Genomic DNA, 25644 nt, shown 5'->3' on the forward strand with positions numbered 1-25644 from the left:
ATTATAGGGCTTGGCATTGTTTGATATGTCATGACTATTAGGGCTACGTGCTTGTTTACTAAGATGCTTAGGACATTAACCTAGGAGAAGTGCTCAGTTTCCAGATAAAAAATATTTTTTTGCCGAATACACTTGTAATTAGAGCGCTTCCATATTAAAATGAAGTCAATCCCACTTGTACGTACAACTAATCATTTTTCATCATAATATTGATAAAAATATTATATTGTACGTACATAATAGTTTATCTAAGAATACAGCTGCAACTATACTTATTTCCTGACAGGAGGAATTTTTAATTATGAAACCGTTTAAATTTTGGTTTGCTACAGGAAGTCAGCATTTGTATGGACCCGAGACGCTCGATCAGGTACAAGAGCATTCTCGTCAAATTGTAGAGGGATTGAACCGTAGTGGTCATTTACCGTTTGAAGTGGTACTCAAGCCGGTTCTGACGAATTCCGACGCGATTCGTCGTCTCATTATTGATGCGAACGGAGATGACCTGTGTGCAGGGATTATTACCTGGATGCATACATTTTCTCCGGCGAAAATGTGGATTGCTGGCTTGACACGTTTGGCAAAGCCTTTGTTGCACCTGCATACTCAATTTAACCGTGATATCCCTTGGGATAGTATTGATATGGACTTTATGAACCTGAACCAATCCGCGCATGGTGACCGTGAATTTGGCTTTATCGGTGCCCGTCTGGGTGTAACTCGCAAAGTCGTCGTAGGCTATTGGGAGGAAGAAGGCGTTCAGAAACGCATCGGAGGCTGGATGTCCACGGCTGCTGCTTATAGCGAAAGCCAAAATCTCAAAGTAGCCCGTTTTGGTGACAATATGCGTGAAGTAGCTGTAACCGACGGCAACAAAGTATCTGCTCAGGCCCAGTTGGGCTGGTCCATCAACGGCTATGGTGTGGGTGATCTGGTTGAGGTCGTTAATAGCGTGTCAGAGGGGGATATCAACTCTCTGTTCGAGGAGTATCACGACCTGTATGAGTTGTCCGCAGAAGCCAAGCAACCGGGTGCAGTACGTGATTCTATTTTGGAGCAGGCTCGTATTGAGCTGGGCTTGAAAAAGTTTTTGCAGGACGGAGAATTTGGAGCCTTTACGACAACGTTTGAAGACCTGCATGGTCTGAAACAACTGCCTGGTTTGGCGGTGCAGCGTTTGATGGCCCAAGGTTACGGATTCGGCGGCGAGGGTGACTGGAAAACGGCAGCGTTGACGCGCCTGATGAAGCTGATGGCGAATAATGTGGATACTTCCTTTATGGAAGATTACACATATCATTTGGAGCCGGGCAATGAACTGAATTTGGGTTCTCATATGCTGGAGGTATGTCCGACAATTGCTGTGAACAAACCGCGTATTGATGTTCAACCGTTGGGTATTGGCGGCAAAGCCGATCCGGCTCGTCTTATTTTTGAAGGCAAACCGGGTAAGGCGCTCGTAGCATCCATCATTGAGCTGGGAGGACGTTACCGTCTGATCATTAACCAAATCCATGCTGTGGAAAATAAAAACCAAATGCCGAAACTGCCTGTAGCCAGCGTTTTGTGGAAACCAGAGCCTTCGCTGGAAGTGTCCGCAGAAGCATGGATTCATGCGGGTGGAGCGCATCATACGGTGTTGTCCTATGCTGTAACCACTGAGCAATTGCTGGATTACGCAGAGCTGACAGGCATAGAAGCCGTCGTCATTGACAACAACACGAACATCCGTCAGTTCCGTCAGGAGCTGCAATGGAATGAACTGTACTGGCGTAATAAATAATGGATGCAATAAATAAACAAGTTGCTTGTTGAAGCAGCTTACTCATAGGGTTTATCAGCGAACAGCCGCATGCTATGCGGCTGTTTTGCGTATGTTGCACCATGTGTAAAACACTTATTTGAAATTAATATTTGACAATGAGAATCATTATCAAATATTATTTGAGTAATAGGGAATGAATGCATTCCATATGTCAAACAAAAGTGAGGGATGAACTTGGGTAAAATCATGATTGCTTATGCCAGTATGACTGGTAATACAGAGGAAATCGCAGAATTGATCGCCGAAGGCGTCCGCCAGGCAGGACATGAGGCGGAGTTGAAGGCTTCGTATGATTGCAGCGCGCAGGAACTGCTCGGTTATGACGGGTTCCTGTTGGGTGTATATACATGGGGAGATGGTGAGCTTCCTGATGAATTTTTAGATTTTTACGAGGAACTGGATGAGCTTGATCTATCCGGTAAAAAGACCGCTGTATTTGGCAGCGGAGATACATCCTATACACTATTCTGCGGCGCGGTTGACCTGGTAGAGGAAAAAGTCAAAGAACGTGGCGCAACTGTTATTCAGGAGAGCTTGAAGATCGAATTCAACCCACTGGACGATGAGAAGGAAAATTGCCGGGCTTACGGAAGACAATTTGCACAGGCTGGTATTGGGGTGTCCTGAGAAGAGAGCGAGGGATAGGTATGCGCAACAGCGATAGCTTAAGCGGCTTTCCTCTTCTGCACGACTATCAGCTTGAGGAGATGTGGAGAACTCCGCAGTCTACCCGTCAATCGCAGGGAAAACGCGGGCGTGAAGGCTGGAATTGGAGGCAACGGGTTCAATATGCGGTAGGGCATGCGCTAAATGAATACTTTGGAATGGAAGTAGAGGTGCGGCGGGAAATCCCCGTCCAGTATGTGCTGGAGAAATGGTGGCCCACACAGCCAACCGGCTTCGAATCGTTGTTCCATTACTGGGATGTCAAAAATAAAGTGTCAGGCGAGCTGTCTAAAATTTGTGCGTTAAATAGGGACTTGTCAGTGCCAGTGATGTTGTACGAGCAATTTTGCACGCCGGTCCCTGAGCTTGAGGTCGACATTTCGCTTATTGTGCAGGCTGCCTGGCAACTGTCAGCTGGAGCCGATTCCTTACTGATTCAGAAGTACATCGTGGATTATAATCCCAACGTTATTCATACATTTCAACATTTGACGAATGTTTTTTGTTATTATGCATTTGGCGCTCTTCCGCAGCTTACTGAGGTCTACTGTTTGCTGGAAGGCAAAAAAGTCCGCTTTATCCCGGGTCCTGCTTCTTTACAGCAATCTCTGGATTACGTTCGGTTATTGCGGGACTCCAGAGAGGATGTACACGCGACAACAGAACGATGTCGTTGTGGAGCCTGCATAGGGGAACAACGATCACAGGGCAATAGCAACAGGATGGATAAGAACAAAAAAGAACAGCAGGAGGCCAAAAACCGTAAAGAACGGTTATTGGGACCTTTGCTTTTCTCTTAGTACATTTTTTAAACCCTTTAAATGTGAATAATCCCTTTTCGTTGAAGAAGCCTTGGAAAACAAGGCTCTTTTTTATGAAATTTTTTTTGAAAAACTGAAAATTTATATTGCCTGAATAGATAAATATAACTATAATACTTCAATGTACGATATTTATATGAAAATATTTAAATATAAAAGGAGACGATGTGTGTGAGCATAGACAAGGATTACCTACGTACATAGATAATGTTCTTTCTTTATGCATGGTATCCTGCTATGTGCTTATTTTACGTTCACGGTTTGGTTTGATGGCCTAATATTTCAAAATTAAAATATTAGCGTTGAATAATAAAATTTTTTGGACAACAGGGGTGGAAGAAGTGAGTAAGAAAACCGTACTGCCAATTCTCATCATACTGCTCATTCTGAGCGGCGGAACCATTGGCTACTATTATTGGTATCAGGCAACACACTTTGTTAAGAGTGACGATGCGCGTATTCAAGCGGATCAATATAAGGTAATGCCGCAAATTTCCGGAGAGATTACACACATTGATGTGGAGGAAGGCGATGTTCTTCAGCGCAATGAACCGATTGCAGAGCAGGATGTATCGGGGCTGGATTCCAGCATGATCAGCAAGTCCGTACTGCGTGCGCCGATCAATGGTACCGTTATTAAGATTTATTCGAAAGAGCATGAAATCGGTTCTCCGGGCAGTGCTGTTGCGACCATGGTTGATATGAACAGTCTGTATGTCTCCACGAATATTGAAGAAACCGATATTGACCGCATTAAACCGGGACAGCTTGTTGACATTACGCTTGATGCAGCAGGTGACAAGACGATTCAAGGCAAAGTTCGCAAAGTGGGCGAAGCCTCAAATGCGGTGTTCTCGCTCATTCCTGCGGTAAACACAAGCGGTAACTTTAACAAGGTGACCCAGCGTGTGCCTGTAGAAATAGCTGTTAACAAGCCGAAGGATATGAAGCTCATTCCAGGAACGAACGTGGAAGTTAAAATCCATACACCTTAAAAAGGAGGGGTCCATGTGGCTGCCAATGAAATTGCTGCTGCTCCTTCGACAGATTCTTCCAAAGAACGCTGGCTTGCTTTTTTTGCCATCGTTTTAGGCGCCTTTGTCGCCATTCTGAACAACAGTCTGATCAATGTCGCCATTCCTCGATTGACGACGGACTTAGGATCAACGACGACACGTATTCAGTGGGTTATTACAGGTTACACGCTTGCATCTGGTGTAATCGTCCCGATTACCGGATATATGGAGCAGCGCATTGGATACAAAAAGTTTTTAATACTTGCGCTCAGCGTGTTCTCGCTGGGAACGGGAATATGTATTTTTGCATGGAGTGATTCTTCCCTGATCGCAGCACGGGTACTGGCTGGACTGGGAGGCGGTGTCATTATGCCGCTGAGTATGACGATTATTTACAAAATCATGCCGCGTGAACAAATCGGTATGTCCCTCGGGATATGGGGGATCGCCGCAATGGCGGCTCCAGCCGTTGGACCTACACTGAGTGGGTACTTGATTGAATGGTTTAACTGGCGTTTCTTGTTTATTGTCAGTGTGCCGGTAGCTTTATTTGCAATTTTAATGGTTATTCTTCTGATCAAGGAACCGCCTAAAGCAACACCAAAGCCGTTTGATTTGCCAGGTTTTTTGCTGGCCGCAACTTGCGCAGGAACACTCTTGTACGCACTGACAAACGGTCAGCATGATGGCTGGACTTCTTTTAAAATTGTATCTCTACTGTTCGTCGCCTTCTGGGCGCTTGTCTTTCTTATTTATGTGGAAAGCGGAAAAGACAATGCTGTAATTGAAATTTCATTATTTAAAAACTCAAAATATACGATTAGTGTCATTGCCTCCAGTCTGGTCATGATGGGGATGTATGGAGGAACGTTTTTGACACCGTTATTTTTGCAAAATATTCAGCATGTGTCACCGATTGATACCGGAATCATCCTCATTCCACAGGCGATTGCAATGGCGGCTATGATGCCGATTGCCGGGCGGTTATTTGATAAATTCGGCATTGTGCCCCTGGGACTTGTTGGCCTGACGCTGACCAGCTTCATGACATATCATTTGCATCAACTTACGCCAGACACACCGCATATTTGGCTGGAAACCGTAATGGCATTTCGGGGCCTGGGAATCGGTATTTGTATGATGCCATTGTCTACCGTTGGTATGAACGCTGTTCATCCGAGCAAGGTAGCGAATGCGTCTACAGCATCCAATCTGGTGCGTACCGTTGCAGCATCTATGGCCATAGCAGTGTTGACAGCGATTATGCAAAGCCGTTCGGCAGCTCATGCCCAACAAATTTCAGAGACTGTTACACCGGACGCGGCTCATGCGCTGCAAGCGACGTTGGGCAGCTCTTGGGTGTCATCTATAAGTGGTTTAATCACGCTGGATGCCACATCGAGAGGAATTGCGGATACGTTCCTCATTTCATCCATACCGCTGTTTTGCACGATTCCACTAATCTTTTTGTTTATTCAGAGGAAGAAAGCAAAGACACAGCCGGAAGCTTTATAAAGAACTACAAAATATCGACTGGATGGCTTACATTATTTCCACGGACAGAAAGAAAGGAAATTATCATGAAAATATTGAGAGTAGAAAGTACATTAGCGGCCTTAGTGCTCGGCGGCGCAGTGCTGGCAGGCTGCTCCAGTAATAGCGGAGCGGCGCAGGATATGGTCGTTCCTGTCAAGATCAGCCAAGCGCAGCAGGGTATCATTGGGCAAGGGAACATTTATACAGGAACGGTAACGCCTTCGGAAACAGTGAATATCGTTCCAAAAGTGGGCGGTAAAGTAGTTGAACTGCCTGTGGATATTGGCTCAGAGGTCAAAAAAGGTCAAGTGCTGTTCAAGCTTGATGACAAGGACATGCGGAATAATGTAGCGAAGGCCCGCGCCGCAGCAGGTGCGGCGGCAGCAGGAGTGAGTTCTGCTCAGGCATCCCATGAATCGACGATGGTTCAAGCCAACTCGGGCGTAGTACAATCCAAAAGCGGCGTGATTCAATCCCAAAGCGCAATCAATCAGGCGCAGGGAGCCATTAATCAGGCTACTACAGCCGTAGAACAGGCGACACATGGCGTCTCCTCGGCGGCCAATACGGTGAAGCAAACGCGGCAAGCGCTGGCGGATTCTCAGAAAAATGTAACGCGTACTCAAAGCCTGTTTGATGCGGGTGCAAGTACTCAAGCACAATTGGAACAAGCAAAAACAGCCGTTGTGAACGCAGAAGCGGCATACAACAATGCGCAGAACGCACAGGCTAATGCCCAGGACCAACTGGTGGCTGCTCAGAAGGCGCTCACTACAGCCCGTAACAGCTACGATTCAGCAAAAAACAGCTATAGTAATGCTAACAGCGGCTACAGCAATGCGCAAAATCAACTGAAGGTATCTCAAAATACAGCGGTTATCGAGTCCAGCCAACAGTCTCTCAAGCAGGCACAGCTAAATGTGAGTATCGCTCAGGACGCACTCGACGATACCGTGATTACATCACCGATTAACGGTATTGTAGGTACGAAAAACGCAGAAGTAGGCGAAATGGTATCCGCTCAGGCTCCTGCGCTGGTCATTGCCAACCTGAGTACAGTTAATACACTGATCTATGTACCGGCTGAGCAGATCAACAATGTAAAAGCAGGCGACAAGGTCCAGGTACGTGTAGCAGCTTCCAATATTGTGACAACAGGTACAGTTAAAAATGTAAGCCCGTTGGACGCAAGTGGAAAAGGATATCCTGTGAAAATTTCGGTGGCTAATCCGGACGTGAAACTGAAATCAGGTATGCTGGCTGATATCAGCTTTGTCGCTGCGAATGCACAAGAAGGTATTGTCGTTCCTACCGCAGCGATTCAAAAGGATCAAGGTAAGCAATATGTATACGTTGTGAATGGTGACCATGCGAAACGCAAGGAAGTGAAGACGGTTCAGACGACAGGCTCCCAAACACTGGTTACCAGTGGCTTGAGCAACGAAGAGAATGTAATCGTGAATAATCTGGCGTTGCTGTCCGATAACTCACCGATCACCATTAGCCAATAATTCGGCTTCAAAATCTATTGTATTATATAGTAGAGATTTATTAGGGAGTATAAGCGCAGGGCAGACTGGAGTAATTTTACCGGGCTGCCCTGTTTTGATTTCATTGCGCACATTTTACATAGGATTGATGTCGGTAGGGGTCTATTTTTGACGAACATTGGTATGATAGGATAGACTAAACTGGAAATAGATAGTTTACGAGATAGGAATTTATTACATTTTCAGATGAGTGATCGGAGGTATTACGAGATGGAATTAAAGCTGGTTGTGGATTATGAAGCTTATGAGAAGGGTCAAACGATGGCTAATTCTATTGAAGAACTGGCAGTCAAGCCAGAGAGCGCAGAAATAACGGATTTGATTATTGGAGACTGGGGCGGAGCCTATGAACAATCGCCGGAGGATTTTATACCGGTGCTGGTGAAGCACAAAGATCAATTTCCGAAGCTGCGTAAGCTGTTTATCGGTGATATGGAATATGATGAGTGTGAGGTTTCGTGGATTAATCAGACGAATCTGTCTCCGCTGTTGGAGGCGTTTCCAGCATTGGAATCCTTTTATGTCAAAGGAAGTCAGGACCTGAGCCTGGAACCGTTGCGGCATAGCCATCTTCAGGAATTGGTTATTATTTGCGGGGGTTTGCCTGCGAGTGTCCTTCAGGAAATTCGTAATGCCGAGCTGCCTGAGCTGCGCAAGCTGGAGTTGTATTTGGGCGTGGATCAATACGGCTTTGATGGTGGCCTAAAGGATGTATTACCGTTCCTGAACGACAATCTTTTTCCAAAGCTGACCTATTTGGGGCTGAAGGATAGTGAAATACAGGATGAAATCGCGATTGCTGCGGCAAACGCACCTGTGATTGGACAACTGGAGGTACTTGATCTGTCTCAAGGCACGTTGTCCGATAAAGGGGCTGAGGCACTGCTCGCTAGTGAAAGTATCAAAGGGCTGAAGCACCTGGATTTGAGCTATCATTATATGTCTGATGAAATGTTGAAACGTTGGAAAAGCTCAGGACTATCTGTAAATGTGGAGGATCAGCAGCAAGCGGACGAGGAAGATGATTGGCGTTATCCATCGTTGACTGAGTAATCCATAAAGAGAACTCTCTACGATCGGCCTTATTCAAAAATTAAAGTGAGGCGGCTTTATGGTTGGGATATCAGACAGCAATGTCAGCGAGCCGTTTATTTTGTTCGGCAATCCGGGGAATCGCCGGACCACAGGACTACAGGAGGCGCGAAGCAGATTGAAGCTGCCGCCAGCTGTTGAGATTTCCTATAAAAATGTGCTGGAAGCCGTCCGTGAGAAACAAAGTTTGGGAGAACTGATGGCCCGAATAGCTGGACAGTCTGCGTCAGACAGTGCAAATGCTAGTGTTTATGTGCAAGAGAGCATCCGTCAGTTACAGACGGGGCGGGCGGACATTAGTCCGCTGCTTCGTCTGGATGCACCGGGTGAAAGCTTTGAGGTAGAGCGTGAATTGATTGCTTTGGGAGCCCCGGATACGGAGGGAGACGATTCTTTGTTGCCGTGGGCGGAATTAGCACATGGCCCAGGTATATTGGCGGCAGAAGCGCGAGGCCTGCTGGAGCAGCACGGTCGTATTTGGCACCCGGCACAATGGTTCCGGGGCTATTGCCGTCTGCTGGCGTGGCTACGGCAAGAAGCAGCCCTGCTATGGCCCTCGTCGCGCTGGATGAATGATCCGGCGGAAGTGGCTGTGATGTTCGACAAACGGCGTTGCAGCGCCGTATTGGACAAGGCGGGCATAAGGGTTCCGCCTGTGCTTGCACCACCAGACGGTACCTTTCGTGATGTTGCTGATCTGCACACAGCGATGAAGGAGAGCGGGGTTCACCGTCTGTTTGTGAAAATATTTTGCGGGTCCGGTGCTTCTGGTGTAATAGCCTATCAGGTGCATCCGCGGACACGAGCAGAACTGGCGGTAACCACCATTGGAACGGAAATCGTACACGGACAGCGTGTGTATTACAATGCCGGACGCTTGCGCCGTTATACGGACAAGCAGGACATTCATGCCATCCTGGGCTGGCTATGCTCGGAAGGGGTGCATGTGGAGCGCTGGATACCTAAAGCGAGTCTGAGCGGACGTGTTTACGATGTACGTCAGCTCGTTTGTGGATCAGAGGCTTGTCATGCCGTTTTACGTTTAAGCCGAAGCCCAATTACGAATCTGCATTTGCGCAATGAACGGCTGTTGCTGGAGGACGCCGGGTTGCCGCAGGATACAGTAGAATCGGTGCAGCAGACTGCGGAAGCCGCGATGAGCGCTTTTCCGGCCTCTATGGTCGCTGGGCTGGATGTTCTGGTTCCGGCGCATGGCGGTCGTCCATACGTGCTGGATGTAAATCCGTTCGGAGACCTGCTATACCGGGTAAAACATCAGGGCTGGAATCCTTATGAATGGGAAATGCTGCAGCTCGCCAATGGGACTGCAGCTTTGGAAAGGAAAGACTCGTTATGACCGATATGAACCAGATTGTCGGTTCTCATGATATTGTCATGATTACGCTCGACACGCTGCGTTACGATGTAGCCAAGCTGGAGGAGGAGAACTGTCCGAACCTGTGCGAGTCCGGGCCGTGGGAAAAATGCCATACGCCGGGCAGCTTTACCTATGCCGCACATCATGCGTTTTTTGGCGGATTTTTGCCTACACCCGCTAATACGGATAAGGCCTCTCACATACGGCTGTTTCATACAAAAGATACGGGACTGCGAACGCATCCGCATACGTGGCTGTTTGATGCACCGGATATTGTATCCGGGCTGGCGGGTGAGGGCTACCGGACCGTCTGCATCGGCGGCGTTATTTTTTTTACGAAAAAAAACAAGCTTGCCAAGGTGTTGCCGGGGTATTTTCAGGAAAGCTACTGGCGTATGACCTTCGGCGTTACGAATCCCCGTTCAACCGAGCATCAGGTGAATCATGCCCTAAAGCTGCTGGAGAAGGCGGACCCGGCGCAACGGCTGTTTTTGTTCCTGAATGTATCAGCTATTCATGGCCCTAATCACTATTTTCTGGAGGGCTCAGCCAAGGATTCAGTGGAGTCCCAATGTGCAGCCTTGCGTTATGTGGATGGGCAGCTTGGGCGTTTGTTCGACGCTTTACGAAACCGGGGGAAGACATTTTGCATGGCCTTTTCCGATCATGGTACGGCTTATGGGGAAGATGGCTACGAAGGGCATCGCCTAGCTCATGAGGTAGTATGGAATGTGCCTTACCGCGAATTTGTGTTGTAGGGTACAAGAAATTTTAGATTGCACTGGTAAAATGTAAAGAATCAATCCAGCGCGAGGAGGGAGCAGAAATGAAAGCCATGAATCTGAATCACTCGCTTCTAACGGGAGCAGGAGCCAATCCCCCTGCGGGGCTGGACACAGGCTCAACATCAAGGTCTCTATGGCCTGAGAACCCTGTTGAATGGGCACGCACGATCCGTGAAGCTCCCTACCGCTCCTATTTGTACTCTTACCCGCATAAAACGGCCTATCGGCCTTTTGATACACCGCTCTCACTGCAAGAGTTGTGGGAGAAGGAGGAGCTGGAGAGCTATTTTTTGTATATGCATATTCCGTTTTGCGCGGCTCGTTGTGGATTCTGTAACCTGTTCACTTTGCCCGACAAGCGGCTGGATGTGCATAAGGAGTATGTGGATGCGCTTGAAAGACAAGCCCGACAATGGGCGCCAATCATGGGTGGTCGGCCGTTTTCACGCTTTGCCATCGGCGGCGGTACGCCAACCTTGCTGGAGGCTCCTTTGGTCGAACGATTGTTTGACATTGCGGAAAATCTGATGGGTTTAGACCCTGAACATGCTTCCATTTCGGTGGAAACGTCGCCGGATACGGTAACCGAAGATCGGCTGGAGGTGCTCAAGCGCCGCCGAACGGACCGTGTCAGCATGGGGATTCAGAGCTTTGTGGAGTCGGAGAGTGCGGCCATATACCGCCCTCAGAAGCCCAAGCTTGTGCGTGAAGCGCTTGCGCGGCTGGTGGAGTACGATTTTCCGCTGTTGAACGTAGATCTGATCTATGGTCTCCCCGGTCAAACGGCGGAAACGTGGCTGTATTCTCTGGAAGAGGCATTATCTTACGCACCGGGTGAAATTTTTATTTACCCATTATACATTCGGGAAAATACGATTTTAAAGCCGGGCTATACTGGGCTGGATCATGATATTCGTCTCAGCTTGTACGAAGTAGCACGTGAAAGACTCAAACAGGCGGGATATGTACAATATTCCATGCGCCGTTTTGCCAAAAATGATGATGCACCCGGCAAGGAGCTGCTGCCATACAGCTGTCAGGAGGAAGGCATGGCCGGTCTGGGCTGCGGTGCGCGCTCCTATACGCGTAATGTCCACTATGCCAGCCGATACGGTGTTAGTGCAGCCGCAACGCGCGGTATTATTGCTGATTATGTCGCCGCCGAGCGTCATGATCTGGCTGATTACGGCTTTATTTTAAATGTGGAGGAGAGCAAGCGGCGTTTTATTCTGAAGGCACTTCTCCATCGTGAAGGTCTGGAGCTATCTGCTTACACCGCGCGCTTCGATGCGTCTCTGGCGGATGATTTTGCAGGAATGTCCTTGTTATTGGAATCTGGTATGGCGGTGGTTGTAGACGACACACTGCGACTGACCGAGGAAGGAATGGCTTATTCCGATGCGATTGGCGACTGGATGATATCTACGGCAGTACGGGAGCGGATGGAAGGCTACGTAGGCGCATGAGAGCAACTCTATATTATCGTGGCTTGTTGACTTCGTGCAACTATGCTTGCCCTTACTGCCCGTTCAGCAAAAACGTGGATAGCCGTGAAACATTGAACAAGGATCGGGCGCAGCTGGAGCGTTTTGCTGATTGGGTACGGGAACAGGGAACTTTGGGGCATCGACTATCCATATTTTTTAATCCGTATGGAGAAGCTCTCATTCATTCCTGGTACCGCAAGGCCATGATTGAGTTTTCCCATATGACGCATGTGGATAAAGTGGCTGTACAGACGAATCTGTCCACTAAGCTGGATTGGGCCAGGGAACTGAACCCGAGGACGGCTGCGCTGTGGGCGACGTATCATCCGGGAGAGACGAAGGAGCCGGCTTTTATATCTCAAGGTATGAAGCTATATGAACTTGGTATTTCCTACAGTGTCGGCACCGTGGGACTGAGACAGGCTTTTCCCGCTATTCATTCCTTGCGATCACAGCTTCCGAAGGATGTTTATTTGTGGGTCAACGCTTACAAGGATCGACCACATTATTATACCGATGCCGAGATTGATGAATTAACGGCTATAGATCCCTATTTCCAATGGAATTTGCAGGATTACAGCAGTCAGGGGCGGGCGTGTCGTGCTGGGGAGGATGTATTTTACGTACAGGGTGACGGACGTGTAAAACATTGCTACCAGGATCGGCGAGTGCTTGGTCACTTGTACAGAGATGGCCTTGAAGGACTAAGTGCCAAGCGTCCGTGCCGTATGAAGGAATGCGGCTGTTATATCGGGTACATTCATATGGAGGAGCAACCGTTTCGGGAAATGTACGGCAGTGGTCTGCTCGAAAGGGCGCCCCAGGTTACGGTATCGTCAGTTCCACACATTTAGCTAATGTCCTATAGAACGCAAAAAAGAACCGACCCTTGCATCAAGCGAAGGTCGGTTCTTCCGTTTCAATGCTTATTCTGTTAGGTGACTCTATGCGTTATTCCATCAAGTCTGGACAATGGCCGTAATTTCTTCGTCCAGATCCAGTCTGACCTGCTCGCGATAGGCACGGATATTGTACTCGGAATGCAGGTATCTCAGGATGGCCTCAATCATGTTGGCTTCCACCAGATACTGGCTGCGGCCTTGTACATGGACTTCTGCCGAATATCCTGTATCCTCTTCCCAGCTTAATTCTACAGTCACATCAGTGGGCTGGACGCCTTTGCGTTCAGCCATATGCAGACAGATGGCATTTACAATTTCATCCATACTTAAAATCATAACTTAGTAACGTCCTCCACGGGAATCATCAGGTCTGCGACGATTTTTAATAGCACGGTAGATACCTACTCCGACCATGATCAGGACGTATATAGCGAGAACGTTGACCGCAAGGCCAAGCAAGCTGCCCAGTGCGCCCATATTACCGAACAGTCCGCCGAAGAGCATACCTGCCAAACCACCCAGCATCATTCCTTTCAGGAACCCGCCGCCACCGCCAAGGAACCCACCCGTTCTGCTTGCATTACCCGCAGTTGCACTGGATTTGGTTCCGCTATCAGACTTATTGACGCCGTTGCTGTTAGTGGCCTTGCTCGGTGTAGATTGGTACGTTTTTTGCCCGGATTTAAATCCGCCGCCTCGCCTCGCGTCAGCTGTAGATGGTGCGACCATAACAATCAGCAGGGTAAAAGCCATCATCAGCATCATCATATTTTTCAAAGTAAAAGTTTTTTTCATGTTAAATATATCCCCCTTGGTATGTTGGTTTGATATAGGTCAAACAGCCGCTTACCAGTAATACGAAACGGATAGAAAAGGGTTTCAAAAAAATTAAAACATTCAAATTTTATTGATATATAAATCCTATGCCTGAATGGACTAAAGCATTCTGTCTTACGGTTTAAGTGAAAATGGATTAGTGTCCGCTCTTACATCTCCGGCGAGCAGCATACGCAGTACCATTTGGCACCACTCCAGACCCGCTTTGGCATTCATAAGCCCTTTTTGCACGAGAATGTAATCACCGAAGTTTTTGCTGCCAAAATGCAGATCCTCGTCAGGAATGTCGTTCAGAATATCCTCAAGGTGCCGTATTCGCTGAATAAAATGACGCTTGCGTTCCTCCAGCATACGGTTGGCACTGCTTTTGTCCGTCAGCCAGAGACAGAACAGCCGCAGGCTTAATTCGTCCCGTGTGACCGGAGCGGCCAGTGATTCCTGGGACCATTGCTGAAGCATATGAATTCCCTTGTCTGTAATGGTATACATTTTTTTATCAGGTTTGTCGGACTGCTGAATCCAGCGGGAAGCAAGCAATTCCTTGCTTTCCATACGCGCTAGCAGTGGATAGATCTGGCTGTGCTTGGCCTGCCAAAAAGGCTGGATACGCAGCATCAGATCATAGCCGGAGGATTCTTCTCTGGCGAGAAGGCCCAGCAGACCATAAGATAGTAAATTCATAGATTTTATCTCCTTCATCCATCTTAGTAACGGTTATAACGGCTCTACGGCAGGTGTTCTGCCGCTTCATGAAAAGTGTACACTGAAACTGTATGGTTTGACAACTTTCAGATAGGCCGTTCACAGGTTAGCCAAAATTAACTCCGATCACCATACACTCATATGTGCTTATTTTCATAAAAAAGAGGGTATCTTTAGGTCGTATTTTATGACCCAAAGATACCCTTTTTAACGTTAATTATAGGATTTTACTGCTTATTTCCATCAACAACCAGCGTTAGCTCCCCGGTGTCTGGATGGATGACCATACCGTGAACAGGCGCATTAGGCGGGAGCAAGGGGTGATTCTTAATAAGCTTTACGGTACTTCTAACCCCTTCCTCGATGTTGTCAAAACCTTTCAGCCATTTGTTTAGTTTAATCCCTGAATTTTCCAAAGTTCTTAGTACCTCTTGTGAAATCCCGCGCTCCAGCATTTCATTGACCATGTGGTCGGCATTCAGCGCGGCCATACCGCATTCGTAATGGCCTATGACGAGCACTTCATCCGCTCCCAGCTCATACAGGGCAACGAGTACGCTTCGCATAACGCTTCCAAAAGGCTGGGAGATAATCGCACCCGCATTTTTAATAATTTTGACATCACCATTGCGCAGGTTCATGGCTTTGGGTAGCAGTTCGGTCAGACGCGTATCCATACAGGTAATGATGACCATTTTTTTATTAGGGAACTTGCCTGTACGATAGGCTTCGTATTCTTTGTTTTCCACGAAAACGCGGTTGTATTCCAAAATCTCTTTGATGTGATCCACGATTGTTCCCTCCGTATGCTATTTAATGTTGAACTATTTTTTGCAGCAGACCAGCATGGAAAAGCCTAATCCAGGTTTTAGCAGGCCGGAAATCAGGCTTTACCCCTTTACAAATATGTACTATCTGACGGTTTTTCAAAGCCTTCAGGAGCTGGTCGCAAATGTTGTGTGTTGATTATACTTTTTAATATAAGTATCATCAAGTATAAGAAGTATAAAGTTTTATCCATTTTTAGATAAAGAGGTGACCTCAATTATGGCGCAACAGACGTTGGATCAATTGGCAGCTTTAAAAGAATTAGCACACAAAATCAAAAGTTATGGCGAGGCCGTGGGCTTGATGCACTGGGACTTACGGACAGGTGCTCCGCGCAAGGGCGTTGATATTCGTTCGGAAACGTTGGGTATGTTGTCCACTGAGATGTTCAAGCTGATTATTTCGGATGAAATGGGACAATTGCTGCAATTTTTTACCGCAGAAGACAAACTGGAGCAACTGGAGGACAATGATCGCAGACTGGTGGAGGAAAGTCGCAAAAATTATGAGCTGAACCGTTCGGTTCCGGCTGACCGTTATCGGGAATACAGCGTACTCGCTGCTCAGGCGGAGAGCAAGTGGGAGGATGCCAAGGAACATAGCGATTTTGCCGGATTCGAGCCTTATTTGTCTAAAATCGTAGAGATGAAGCGTGAGTTTATCGGTTATTGGGGAATCAAGAACACGGAATACGACACGCTTTTGGATCAATATGAACCGGATATGACGGTAGAGAAGCTGGATGCTGTGTTTGATCGTCTCAAAAAGCGCCTTGTGCCGCTGTTGTCTAAAATTCAGGCTTCACCAAACCAGCCGGACAAGAGCTTTCTGGATGGTGTGTTTGATGTGAAGCAGCAAGAGAAGTTCGGCCTATTCATTTTGAGACAGATGGGTTATGACTTCGACGCAGGTCGTTTGGATGAGAGCGTGCATCCTTTTGCGACAGGATTAAATCCGGGTGATGTGCGCATAACAACACATTATTTGCAAGATGATGTGACTAGCGCGATTTTCAGCTCATTGCATGAAGGTGGTCATGCGCTGTATGAGCAAAATATTGCGCCTGAGCTGGCAGGATCGCTGCTTTCTGAAGGAACCTCTATGGGGATACATGAATCTCAGTCTCGCTTGTGGGAAAATATGATTGGGCGCAGCCGTGCTTTTTGGGATCGATATTATGCTGACTTGCAAAAGCATTTTCCAGACCGTCTGGCAAAGGTCACGGCGGAACAGTTCTACCTGGCCGTTAATCGTGTGGAAAATTCACTGATTCGTATTGAAGCGGATGAGCTGACATATAACTTACATATCATTATCCGCTATGAAATTGAAAAAATGCTGTTTAATGAAAAACTGGATGTGAAGCGCCTTCCAGAAGTATGGAACGCGAAATATAAGGAATATCTGGGACTTCTCCCGCCGGATGACGGGCATGGCGTTCTACAGGATGTTCACTGGTCCGGTGGTGATTTTGGTTATTTTGCCTCTTACTCGCTTGGCAATATGTATGCAGCGCAAATTTTGGCGACACTGCGCAAGGAGTTGCCAAATCTGGATGAGCTGATTTCTGCTGGGGAGCTGGAGCCGATCAAGCAATGGTTGACTGAACGAATCTACCGTTACGGTAAGAGCCGGACGCCGTCCGAGCTGATTGTAGCCATTACAGGTGAGGATCTGAACCCGGACTATCTGGCTGATTATCTGGAAGAAAAATATACCTCCATATACAAGCTGTGATTTACTAGCTGTCATATCATCATTTGTGCATCTACCCCGCGTTCCCTGGGCGAACGTGGGGTTTTTGTGTGCGATTAACCATTGAGTAGGCAGCCGCATAACAATATATGAAGTCTATAATGCAAAAAGGTGGGGAGGGAACAGGGATGAACATCGGCGCTCGTTTCAAAGCTGTGGCGGCTGCGGCACTGCTCGGGTTGCTGCTGCTCGGCGGGTGCGCACCCAAAGGGGAGCAGACGATTGAGATTAGACTGGGCGAAGTAGCTCGAACGGTCTTTTATGCGCCACAGTATGTAGCCTTGAGCCAGGGGATGTTTGCTCAGGAGGGACTGAATGTCCAACTGGCGACGATTCCCGGTGGCGACAAGACGATGACGGCGTTGCTGTCCAATCAGGCGGATATCGCGCTTATCGGTGCAGAAACATCTATTTATGTGTATCAGCAAGGGGCAGAGGACCCCATCATTAATTTTGCCCAACTGACGCAGACGGACGGAACCTTTCTATTTGCCCGGCAAACGCAGGGTAGCTTTGACTGGGAAAAGCTGAAAGGGCAAAATTTTCTTGGACAGCGCAAGGGCGGAATGCCACAAATGTCGTTGGAATTTGCACTGCGCAAACACGGCATTGATCCACACAAGGATTTGAAGCTGATTCAAAATATTGATTTTGCCAATGTTGCCTCTGCTTTCGGTTCCGGTACAGGGGATTATGTGCAGTTATTCGAGCCGCAGGCATCTATTTTCGAAAAAGAAGGCCGGGGACGGGTAGTGGCCTCCATTGGTGTGGAGAGCGGCGAGCTGCCTTATACCGTATATATGGCTAAACGAAGCTATCTGAACGAAAATGGCGAGGCCGTACAAAAATTTACGAAGGCTGTATACCGGGCACAGCAGTGGATTGCCACGCATTCACCTGAGCAGATTGCCGAAGCCATTATGCCCTATTTCAAGGACACAGATCTGGCGGTTCTGACCAGTAGTGTCAAGCGGTATAAGGAACAAGGCACCTATGCCTTGAATCCAATAATTGAGGAAAAAGAATGGAAGAATTTGCAGGATGTTATGACTTCGGCGGGCGAGCTGAAAAGTCCGGTTGCGCTGGATCAACTGTTGAACCGAAGCTTTGCAGAGAAGGCGATTGCAGCAGGCTCATCGGGGAATGCCGACCAGCCTGCAAAAGCGGGAACAAATGGAGCCGCTGATACAGGTGTAGACGCCGGAGGCTCGCCATGACAGAAGAACGGAGTTGTCTTATTTCGGATGCAACGGTCCCGGTGGTGGCGCTGAAGCAAGTGACGCATGTGTATGTAACAGACCGGGAGGCCTCACTGGCGGTTGAGGATATCGACTTCGCTGTAGGGACAGGAGAATTTATCAGTTTGGTTGGCCCAAGCGGCTGCGGCAAAACGACAATCCTGTCCATGATCGCCGGGTTATTGTGCCCGGCGAAGGGCCAGGTGCTGCTGCAAGGTCAGCCCGTAAACGGTCCGAGTCCCGAGGTCGGCTACATGTTGCAGCAGGATTATCTGTTTCCGTGGCGTACGATCATGGATAATGCGTTATTGGGTCTGGAACTGGGCAATCGGGTAGATGAAGCCTCGCGTGAACGGACCCGACTGCTGCTGGAAGGCATGGGGCTGGGAGGGAAGGAGCATCTGCATCCGTCCCAGTTATCCGGGGGGATGCGCCAACGTGTGGCGCTGGTACGGACGCTGGCGACTAATCCAGGGCTGCTGCTGCTGGATGAGCCGTTCTCCGCGCTGGATTATCAGACCAAGCTCCAACTGGAAGACCTGATTGCCGAAACCTTGCGTGAGCGGGGGAAGACGGCTATATTGGTCACACACGATTTGGCCGAGGCGATTGCGGTCAGTGACCGGATTATTGTGCTGGGCCGAAATCCGGGCCACATCCGGCGTACCTTTGCAATTCCGGATGCGATCCGGGAAGTTCAGCCTTTTTATGCGCGCGAGCAGCCGGGCTTTAATGAGCTTTTTCATGAAATATGGGGTGAACTGGAGGCTTCGGGAGCAAAGGAGTGAGTCAAAGGATGAAGGGCGAAGCAGATCGGCTTGGACAACACTGGATTCAAGGGCTGTATCAGGAGTACCGACGCAGAAGGCGTTCGGAGCGGCGGTTGGTAACGGGTGTACAGACAGCTATTTTAGTGTTTTTATTCGTGTTGTGGGAAATTGCGGGTCGGATGAAATGGATTGATGTACTACTGTTTAGCTATCCAAGCAAAATACTTACCCAAATTGGCAAGGATGCGGTCAGCGGTGAGCTGTGGGGGCATGTCGGTGTCACGGTTGGAGAGACGTTGGCGGGTTTTTTACTGGGAACGCTGCTGGGAACATTACTGGCTGTGCTAATCTGGTGGTCGCCGTTTCTGTCGAAGGTACTGGATCCCTATATGGTTGTCTTCAACAGTATGCCCAAGGTGGCGCTGGGGCCCATTTTTATCGTCATGTTCGGAGCCGGATTTACCGCTATTCTAATGACGACCCTCTCGATTACGGTCATTATTACGACGTTAGTCGTGTATAACAGCTTTCAGGAAGTGGATTCGAATCTGATCAAGGTGGTTCGCACATTTGGTGGATCGCGGCGCGATACGTTTAGCAAGGTGATTTTGCCTGCGTCCTTTCCGGCTATCGTCTCTACACTAAAGGTGAATGTCGGCATGGCCTGGGTTGGCGTGATCGTCGGTGAATTTCTGGTAGCTAAAAACGGGTTGGGCTATTTGATCATCTACGGCTTCCAGGTGTTCAATTTCACGCTGGTGATGTCCAGTTTACTTATCATTGCGGTCGTAGCGACACTGATGTATCAGGCGGTCGTGTATGTGGAGCGACTGTTGCTGTCTGATCGTCCTCAGCGATAAGAATCAAACTTCTATACATTTCTGGATTTTTTCAAATTCCTCATTTGTGTAAAATGTGAAAATAAAGTACCATGAAAATGAAAATGATTCAAAGTTTACGAAAACAGATTTCATCCAGAGAGGACAGAATTTTTTCATGGGCTTTCGTACGATTAAAACGGCTATTGCCGCATTAATGGCCGTACTCATTGCGGATGGTTTTGGCATTCATGGAGCCACCTCGGCAGGGCTTTTGGCTATTTTGGGGGTCGATGTCACGCGCAAGAGAAGCCTTCGTACCATTTCGGCGAGATTTTTTGCATCCGTTGTGGGGCTTCTTTTTGCTTGTGTTTTGTTTGTTGTATTCGGATTCCATGATTGGGTACTGGCATTATATATTTTATCGGCGTTTCCGGTCATTGTACGGGTGGGCTTTAAGGAAGGAATCGTCACGGGTTCGGTTGTGGTTTTCCGCGTGTTCAGCGGTGGTGTGATTGATATGCAGGTGCTGCTGACCCAGCTGTGTCTGCTGGTCATCGGACTGGGGTCCGCGATGGTCGTCAATTTGGCCTACATGCCGCGCTCCGATAACACCATGCAGCAAATCCGGCAGGAAGTAGACCGGACGTTTTCCATTATATTCAGAAATATGGCCAATACATTACGCAGTCCGGCATACATATGGGATGGCAAGGAAGTTATAGAAGCGAACAGCGTCATAGCCAGAGGGGTGACCGAGGCAGGGCGTTCATTGGAAAATCAGATGCTTCGTCCGCAAGAAGGCTGGAATGTGTATTTTTATATGCGCAGGGAACAGCTGGATTCTATTCAAAATATGATGCAGCTGATCTCGCAGATGTACCAGCATATGCCGCAGGCCAAACTTTTGGCCGAGCTATTCGATCAGCTCAGCAATGACGTTCTGGCCGGACATTATACGGGACAGACGGAGAAGTTGCTGGAGCAGGTACGTGAGGAATTCAAAAAAATGGAGCTCCCCTCAACCCGGGAGGAATTCGAAATTCGTTCGGCATTGTTACAGCTTACACATGAATTACATCAGTATTTGAAAATCGCCAAAAAGGACAAGGCCCCCACTCCAGTCAAAGCTTAGAGTCGAGGGCCCAAACTAAAAAGCTACTGTCTAACGATGGACAGTAGCTTTTTCTTGTTCAGTGATGACGGACGCAGCAGGAAGGGGTCGTTTGTGCCGAATTCGACCTGCGATCCATAAGGCAACGGTGATCAGGCAAGGATAAAGCATGGCCCAGCCGACAAAAGGAAACACCACCGCAGTCGAGATGAACGACACCCAACTGATGGCTACACCCCAGCGATTACCTCGTAGCAGCTTGATACCCGCAGCACACCCGCCCAGATAGGTCAGGATAAAAGTGGCGTTGGGGAACTGAATCAGGTTGGTGAGTGAAACAGTACCGCTACCGTAAAGGGACATAATGATGACGAAACAAAGGGAAAGAAACGCGATACCCCCAATTGGCGTATGAAAACGCCGGGACAATAGACCCATCCAGCGGAAGGCGTGTCCTTGCCGGGATAAGGCATACGCGACACGTGAAGCAGCACCTACATAAGCGATAATCGTAGCTGTACAAATAAAGATGCCCGTCAAGCCCGCGATCACTGCGCCCCACGGACCAATAGCCCGGCTAATCACCCATACGAGCGAAGCGTCTGATCCACCTGCAAGGTAGCTTTGTGTCCCGACTGTAGCCAGTGCAGTAAGAAAATAAAGCAGGCCAACGATGATGGCTGCAACGGTGACACCCTTAACAGCCGCCCGCTGAGGATTGGTGAATTCCTCCGACAAATGGGAGACGGCTTCCCAGCCGATGAAGCACCAGAACAGAATCGCGGCTGCCTGACCGACAGGAAGCCAACCGTGCGGAGCAAACGGTGTGAAGTGTATCGATTTCATTTGTGGCAGCGCTGCGACAATGGCGAAGATAAGGACAGCAACGATAGCAATGACAACGGCGATCTGAATACGTCCCGCAACCTTCATACCGATCCAGTTAATGATCAGTCCAACCGCCAGCATGGCGGCGGCCAATCCCATGCGGCATCCCTCTCCCCAGCCCATGGCGGCGGTCATATAGCCAGCTCCGGTGAGTGCGGCAACAGGTGCCCCAATCGGAACTGACATCAGAAAAAACCACCCGATATAAGAGCCTGCACGCGGTGAAAAAGCCAGCGTAACAAAATGCGATACCCCTCCAGCGTTCGGGAATTTGGCGGACAGCAGTCCCATGGACAGGGCCATTGGCAAAATGAGCAGGGTCATAAAGCCCCACGCCAGTAGTGATGCCGGACCCGCCATTTCGGCGGCAAGACCGGGCACAATCAATATCCCCGAACCCAGCACCGCCCCGATATATAGCGCAATGGCCTGTGGAAGACCAATGGTGGATTGTAGTTTATGTTCATTTGTCATGCAGGTAAGCCTTCTTTCTCTTGTCATTTCCTTCAGCTTATCAGATAATCAATCTATCGGAAAAACGGAATATAACGATGGCTTGCATCGAAAAAAACGATTGAAGGAGCAACTTATGGAATCACGGCATTTGTTTACGTTTTTAAATGTGGTTGAGGCAGGCAGTTTTACTCGGGCGGCGCGTATACTGGACTATGCACAATCAAGTATAACTGCTCAAATTCAGACGCTGGAGACAGAGCTGGGCACACCTCTTTTTGACCGCATAGGTAAGAAAATCATGCTCACAGATGCCGGACGACGCCTGCTGCCCTATGCGCAGGAGATTTCCAAGATGCACGCCCTTGCTAAGGATGCGCTACGTTCAGAAACGGTGCTGACGGGTACGCTCAAAATCGGAGCGCCAGAGTCGCTGGCGGCTTTCCGCCTGCCGAGCCTGATCCGTGAGTACAGGGAGCGGTATCCGAAGGTAAAAATCGTGCTTAAACCCGGTGAATGCTGGGAATTGCGTGATATGACCCGTTCAGGTGAGCTGGATTTGGCTTTTTTGCTTCAGCCGGAAACAGAGGATAGAGAACTGCATGTCACTACGCTCATTCATGAGCCGATGGCATTGGTTGCGCCACTGGGGCATCCACTGGCTTCCTATAATAAGGTGGAGCCAGCTGACTTGAAGGACGAAACCATTTTGCACACGGAGGCGGGCTGCACCTATCGTATCCTTTTTGAGCAGTATTTGAACAGACACGGTATTTTTGCAGACCCGAGTCTGGAGTTTTGGAGTATTGAAGCGATCAAGCAATGTGTCATGGCCGGATTGGGCGTTGCGCTGCTTCCGCTGGTTACGGTGCAAAATGAGCTGCGTGAAGGGAAGATGGCGCGTTTAAGCTGGGATGACAGCGAACAGCAGGTGGCTACCCAGGTCGCCTATCACACGAAAAAGTGGAAATCCCCGGCGCTCAGCGAATTTTTACGGATTGTCGAGCAGTATGTAATACATTGGCGTGCATGAGTTCAAGCCATTAGGGCATAAGCTTATACAAATAATATTTTTTCCTTTTCGCCTATTCACTCAACATTCGCCCACAACCTGCATACATATGTATGGAATGATTGATTGTATGGAGGAGGTTCAAGTATGGCATTAAGTCATAAAAATCGTAGAGAGATTATTACAAAAGCGATCTGCGGTAAAGGTCGCAAATTCTCTACCGTAACCCATACCGTAACTCCGCCTAATAATCCGACCAGCATTTTGGGGGCGTGGATTATTAACCACCAGTATGAGGCTGTGGCGGCTGGAGACGGCATTGAGGTCGTGGGGACGTATGATATCAATATCTGGTACTCATACGATAAAAACTCGCAGACCGATGTGGCTAAGGAAACGGTGTCGTACGTGGAAAACGTGCCGCTCTCGTATCTTGATCCGAAACACCGGGCGTCTACAGTGGAAGTATCCGCCGAGGCGACACAGGAGCCAAGCTGCGTTGAGGCCAGTGTGTCTTCAGGGGGCGGCAGCGTAATTATCCGGGTCGAGCGGGAATTTGCGGTGGAACTGGTGGCAGAAACGAAGATTGTTGTAGAAGTATTCCCGAATGGCAGCAGTGACGATTTTGACAAGGACTATGATTTTGGAGCGGAAGAAGGGGACTATGAGGAGCTCGACCCCGACCTCATTGACGACGAGCTCTGACGGAAGTAACCAAAAAGAGGGCCGCTTTACTCTTTTGCGCTGGCTGAGACTGCGCAGGGGGGAAAGGCCCTCCTTTTTGTTGTTGTAGGGAAGGGAAGTCGTTCAATCGTCCGTAATCTGGTAGGGAGGGGAAGATGATGCAACAGGCGGGACAGGCGCTCAGACGCTTCAGACAGATGTCGGATGATGAAAAGCAGCGCAGGCTGGAACGCTCCGGCATATCGGTTCGCTGGATTGACGACAACGCAGCAGATTTTGCGGTAGGCTATGCGGTGCAGATCCATCAGCTACGAATGCTGGAAATTCGAAGACGCACGATTGAAGGACACTCCAAAGTCCGCGCTTATGATCCGTCTGCGTTGGATAGCAGCTCTCAGCTGTCCGTCCGAATGGAGCGACTGGCTGTACGTACTTTGTACACACTTGGCCTCGACAGTGGCGAGGTGACGCTGACATTGCTGGGCGAGCGCAGCTGTCAGGTGCGTGAAGTCGTGGCCCAGCCATGGCTTAATGATAGACGCCTAGACACGCTATATGAAGCCGCAGCTCGCGAAGAGGATGTTCAGGAGCAGGGCCTTCCAGCGGTACAAGGGGATAAACAGCTGCTAATCGGAATGGACCCTGAATTTGTACTGGTCCGCATGCCGGAAGGACGGGTTGTACCGGCTTCGCGATATTTGGGCCGCCTTGGCGTGGCGGGATGCGATGCGGTTACGCGCCGGGGGCGGACGTTGTACCCGGTCGCTGAGCTTCGACCCGCACCAAGTGGCGATCCGGCTCTTTTGCTGACCCATTTACGCCGTGCCTTTGCGGCAGCAGCCCGGCGCATTGCCGATCGTACGCTAATTTGGCAAGCAGGCGGGATGCCGCAGTCCGGTTTTCCGCTGGGAGGGCATCTGCATTTTAGCGGAATTCCGCTGAACGGGTCTCTGCTACGTGCGCTGGACAATTATTTAGCGCTGCCTTTGGCGTTGTTAGAAGACAAACGCGCAGCCCGGCGCAGACCGCATTACGGCAATTTGGGCGATTTTCGCCGCCAACCGTACGGAGGTTTTGAATACCGTACACTACCCAGCTTTCTTGTTTCGCCGCAGCTCGCGAAAGGCGTGATTGGATTGACCTTTCTCATCGCGTCTCAATATCCGCGCTTGGAGCGTAGGCCACTGGATGAGGAAGAGGCCCATAGAGCTTTTTATGAAGGAAATCGGATTGTGCTGGGGGAATATATGGAGCCTCTTATTTTGGATATCGTTTCACTGGATGTATATCCGCAATATAAAGCTTATGTAGGGCCTTTGCTGGACAGCCTGCGTCAGGGGAAACAATGGGATGAATCGCGGGATTTGCGTCCGTTTTGGAAGCTTTCGTAAAATCTGTGATGTTGTTTGCGATGCTTGCATGTTATCGACTGTCATTTTTGCTATAATGAAAGGTAATGTAAGTTTAAACGGAACAATGTGTGGGGG

Annotated in this window: 24 protein-coding genes; 19 read left to right on the top strand and 5 right to left on the bottom strand. The window is 48.9% G+C overall.

Features of this window, described 5'->3' with window-relative positions; genetic code table 11:
• Positions 1-301 precede the first annotated feature (301 nt).
• The 11 genes from araA (at position 302) to ABH897_RS06675 (ending at position 13010) form a co-directional block, all read left to right on the top strand.
• Complete coding sequence (gene araA, locus ABH897_RS06625; protein WP_283652151.1) at positions 302-1783, top strand: L-arabinose isomerase; 1482 nt, start codon at positions 302-304, stop codon at positions 1781-1783.
• A 210-nt stretch (positions 1784-1993) separates the two neighbouring features.
• A complete protein-coding gene (locus tag ABH897_RS06630; RefSeq protein WP_044647765.1) occupies positions 1994-2452 on the top strand; it encodes a flavodoxin in 459 nt (152 codons plus the stop codon).
• 20 nt (positions 2453-2472) lie between these two features.
• The gene (locus ABH897_RS06635; RefSeq protein ID WP_283652150.1) at positions 2473-3291 is read left to right on the top strand and encodes a hypothetical protein; all 819 of its coding nucleotides are present in this window, start codon (positions 2473-2475) and stop codon (positions 3289-3291) included.
• 362 nt (positions 3292-3653) lie between these two features.
• A complete protein-coding gene (locus ABH897_RS06640; RefSeq protein WP_283652149.1) occupies positions 3654-4307 on the top strand; it encodes an HlyD family secretion protein in 654 nt (217 codons plus the stop codon).
• Positions 4308-4322: 15 nt separating this feature from the next.
• The gene (locus tag ABH897_RS06645) at positions 4323-5843 is read left to right on the top strand and encodes a DHA2 family efflux MFS transporter permease subunit (protein WP_404591409.1); all 1521 of its coding nucleotides are present in this window, start codon (positions 4323-4325) and stop codon (positions 5841-5843) included.
• A 65-nt stretch (positions 5844-5908) separates the two neighbouring features.
• Positions 5909-7375 carry an efflux RND transporter periplasmic adaptor subunit gene (locus tag ABH897_RS06650; RefSeq protein WP_404591411.1) on the top strand — a complete coding sequence of 489 codons (1467 nt, stop codon included), beginning with the start codon at positions 5909-5911 and terminating at the stop codon, positions 7373-7375.
• Between the two features lie 249 nt (positions 7376-7624).
• A complete protein-coding gene (locus ABH897_RS06655) occupies positions 7625-8467 on the top strand; it encodes an STM4015 family protein (protein ID WP_404591413.1) in 843 nt (280 codons plus the stop codon).
• Positions 8468-8525: 58 nt separating this feature from the next.
• Complete coding sequence (locus tag ABH897_RS06660; protein WP_404591415.1) at positions 8526-9863, top strand: STM4014 family protein; 1338 nt, start codon at positions 8526-8528, stop codon at positions 9861-9863.
• The gene (locus ABH897_RS06665; RefSeq protein ID WP_404591418.1) at positions 9860-10642 is read left to right on the top strand and encodes an STM4013/SEN3800 family hydrolase; all 783 of its coding nucleotides are present in this window, start codon (positions 9860-9862) and stop codon (positions 10640-10642) included. The genes ABH897_RS06660 and ABH897_RS06665 overlap by 4 nt, the downstream gene beginning before the upstream one ends.
• A gap of 68 nt (positions 10643-10710) precedes the next feature.
• Entirely contained in the window at positions 10711-12135 is a 1425-nt protein-coding gene (locus ABH897_RS06670; RefSeq protein WP_283652143.1) for an STM4012 family radical SAM protein, read from the top strand.
• On the top strand, positions 12132-13010 hold the full coding sequence (locus tag ABH897_RS06675) for an STM4011 family radical SAM protein (protein WP_404591420.1): 879 nt from the start codon (positions 12132-12134) through the stop codon (positions 13008-13010). Before ABH897_RS06670 ends, ABH897_RS06675 begins: the two co-directional genes overlap by 4 nt.
• A 105-nt stretch (positions 13011-13115) precedes the next feature.
• Here ABH897_RS06675 and ABH897_RS06680 read toward each other — a convergent pair whose 3' ends face one another.
• The 4 genes from ABH897_RS06680 to ABH897_RS06695 all read right to left on the bottom strand — a co-directional run bounded on the left by ABH897_RS06680 (position 13116) and on the right by ABH897_RS06695 (position 15388).
• Positions 13116-13394 carry a YxcD family protein gene (locus ABH897_RS06680; RefSeq protein WP_134914723.1) on the bottom strand — a complete coding sequence of 93 codons (279 nt, stop codon included), beginning with the start codon at positions 13392-13394 and terminating at the stop codon, positions 13116-13118.
• Between the two features lie 3 nt (positions 13395-13397).
• Positions 13398-13853 carry a hypothetical protein gene (locus ABH897_RS06685; protein WP_283652141.1) on the bottom strand — a complete coding sequence of 152 codons (456 nt, stop codon included), beginning with the start codon at positions 13851-13853 and terminating at the stop codon, positions 13398-13400.
• Positions 13854-14009: 156 nt separating this feature from the next.
• Entirely contained in the window at positions 14010-14576 is a 567-nt protein-coding gene (locus ABH897_RS06690) for a PadR family transcriptional regulator (RefSeq protein WP_044647777.1), read from the bottom strand.
• Between the two features lie 248 nt (positions 14577-14824).
• Complete coding sequence (locus tag ABH897_RS06695; RefSeq protein ID WP_404591422.1) at positions 14825-15388, bottom strand: beta-class carbonic anhydrase; 564 nt, start codon at positions 15386-15388, stop codon at positions 14825-14827.
• Positions 15389-15644: 256 nt separating this feature from the next.
• Between ABH897_RS06695 and ABH897_RS06700 the strand changes: the two genes are divergently transcribed.
• The 5 genes from ABH897_RS06700 (at position 15645) to ABH897_RS06720 (ending at position 21141) form a co-directional block, all read left to right on the top strand.
• On the top strand, positions 15645-17162 hold the full coding sequence (locus ABH897_RS06700) for a carboxypeptidase M32 (RefSeq protein WP_283652139.1): 1518 nt from the start codon (positions 15645-15647) through the stop codon (positions 17160-17162).
• Between the two features lie 146 nt (positions 17163-17308).
• On the top strand, positions 17309-18397 hold the full coding sequence (locus ABH897_RS06705; RefSeq protein ID WP_283652138.1) for an ABC transporter substrate-binding protein: 1089 nt from the start codon (positions 17309-17311) through the stop codon (positions 18395-18397).
• Positions 18394-19206, top strand: a complete 813-nt coding sequence (locus ABH897_RS06710) for an ABC transporter ATP-binding protein (RefSeq protein WP_404521296.1) — start codon at positions 18394-18396, stop codon at positions 19204-19206. Before ABH897_RS06705 ends, ABH897_RS06710 begins: the two co-directional genes overlap by 4 nt.
• A gap of 8 nt (positions 19207-19214) precedes the next feature.
• Positions 19215-20048, top strand: coding sequence for an ABC transporter permease (locus ABH897_RS06715; RefSeq protein ID WP_404591424.1), 834 nt, complete (start codon positions 19215-19217; stop codon positions 20046-20048).
• 136 nt (positions 20049-20184) lie between these two features.
• Positions 20185-21141, top strand: a complete 957-nt coding sequence (locus ABH897_RS06720; RefSeq protein WP_283652136.1) for an aromatic acid exporter family protein — start codon at positions 20185-20187, stop codon at positions 21139-21141.
• Positions 21142-21171: 30 nt separating this feature from the next.
• Here ABH897_RS06720 and ABH897_RS06725 read toward each other — a convergent pair whose 3' ends face one another.
• The gene (locus ABH897_RS06725; RefSeq protein ID WP_404521298.1) at positions 21172-22482 is read right to left on the bottom strand and encodes an amino acid permease; all 1311 of its coding nucleotides are present in this window, start codon (positions 22480-22482) and stop codon (positions 21172-21174) included.
• A gap of 115 nt (positions 22483-22597) precedes the next feature.
• On the opposite strand from ABH897_RS06725, the gene ABH897_RS06730 reads away from it, so the two are divergent.
• From ABH897_RS06730 to ABH897_RS06740, 3 genes are all read left to right on the top strand, one after another.
• Positions 22598-23494 carry a LysR family transcriptional regulator gene (locus ABH897_RS06730; protein WP_404521300.1) on the top strand — a complete coding sequence of 299 codons (897 nt, stop codon included), beginning with the start codon at positions 22598-22600 and terminating at the stop codon, positions 23492-23494.
• Between the two features lie 126 nt (positions 23495-23620).
• Positions 23621-24178 (top strand): outer spore coat protein CotE, encoded by a 558-nt coding sequence (locus tag ABH897_RS06735; protein WP_014281435.1) that lies wholly within the window; start codon positions 23621-23623, stop codon positions 24176-24178.
• A gap of 134 nt (positions 24179-24312) precedes the next feature.
• Complete coding sequence (locus ABH897_RS06740; protein WP_404521302.1) at positions 24313-25548, top strand: putative amidoligase domain-containing protein; 1236 nt, start codon at positions 24313-24315, stop codon at positions 25546-25548.
• Positions 25549-25644 lie beyond the last annotated feature (96 nt).

The sequence above is a fragment of the Paenibacillus sp. RC73 genome (assembly GCF_044908085.1).
Lineage (GTDB): Bacteria > Bacillota > Bacilli > Paenibacillales > Paenibacillaceae > Paenibacillus > Paenibacillus terrae_A.